The 1,433-nt window shown below is 50.5% G+C and carries 1 pseudogene; it reads right to left on the minus strand.

The features are described from left to right. Window positions 1-233 precede the first annotated feature (233 nt). Window positions 234-1,433: pseudogene (locus tag ACTF5Z_RS10120) on the minus strand (serine hydrolase domain-containing protein); the annotation flags it as partial.

Below are 1,433 nucleotides of genomic sequence, written 5' to 3' on the forward strand. Positions count from 1 at the left end.
GCGCTTTATATGATTGGTGACGACTGGCGCAACCGAGCTAAAAAAGTGAAGCAGCTTGCGGTCGAGACGTATACGGATGACTCAACTAAGGCAGAGTAAGCAAATAACACACAACGAATTGCGAGCTGTCACACCTTAAATCGATGCCCGGCGCGCCGGGCACCGGCACTTTACACAGATAGAGTTTGGAGAGCCCACTTCCTCCACAGCGTGTGAATAGGTGCGCGTTGACATCACCTTGGTGCCTCGAGGATATCTCGTATCCGTTCATCGATCGCCACGTCCTCTGTAGGCGGCATGAATACTTGGGTCATGATAACGCCAACTTGTTGTTGCTCAGGATCAATCCAATAACGAGTTCCTTCGTACCCACCTCCTGTCCACAGCCCTGCTCGACTGAATGAGCCATCCGCGCGAAGTCCACTTGAGATCCAGAGGGTATAACCCATCGCGCCCCACTCATTTTTATTAATCTGTGCGCTGGTCATTGCAGTCAAAGAATCTGGATCTAGCAGCGGCCTAAGATTGTTCAGCGTGGGGAAAAACACGACACGAAGAAATTTTGCGAACCCCGGTGCCGTAGCGACAAGCCCCTCACCTCCCAGAAAGAGCGTCGTATCCGGACCGTAAGGTGGTTGCTCGCCACCAAAGATGTCAAGTTCTCGGTCTCTAGCCAGCCTTAAGGTGCCATCTCGCCCCGAGGTTCTGGGCGGCAGCTCGACGTTCTTGGGTAACATAAAGGAAAGCCCCTCTATGCTGTAGGGGTTTGTTATTCTCTGTTCCAAAAGTGTTTGAAGGGACTTACCACTCGCGCGCTCGAGCAAAAAACCTAAAACGCTTGTGTTTAGCCCATAATAATAATTGTCACTGGGCTGCTGGATCAGGGGTAATGTCGAAATTCTAGCCAACCAATCATCAGCGCTCTTTGCCAAGGGAAGGTTCAACTGAGCTAGTGCCTCGTCGAGGCATGGTATACCGGTTGTTGCGTAATAAAAGCCCGCGGTGTGTAACATAAGGTCACGAATGGTCATCGGTCGCAACAAAGGTAACAGCTCAAAATCGCAGGCATCAGTCGCTGTGTTATTTGCATCACTACCAAGCACGAAGCCTGAGGCCGATGCTTCAGTCATTGTCCCCCCTGAGCGAGGAACCGCAACTCGCAGGCCAGCTAATTCTGGCAGATAAGATATAACCTCATCCTCAAGGCTAATTACGCCGTCTTCGACAAGATCCAGGGTTAGAACAGTTGTAACTAATTTTGTCATCGACCAAATTCGCATCCAATCATCGACTTTGGGCGTCTGTGTTGGCGCAAAAAAAGCATCGCTAGCAACTGATTCAGAGACAAGCACTTCGCCTGAAGCCGTCTCGCTGTAGGCCAGCAGGAAAGGATAGGTCTTTTTGCCGATTACCTCATCTTTGAGTACTTTATT

The organism is Aequoribacter sp. (assembly GCF_965659035.1).
In the GTDB taxonomy this organism is placed as follows: Bacteria; Pseudomonadota; Gammaproteobacteria; order Pseudomonadales; family Halieaceae; genus Aequoribacter.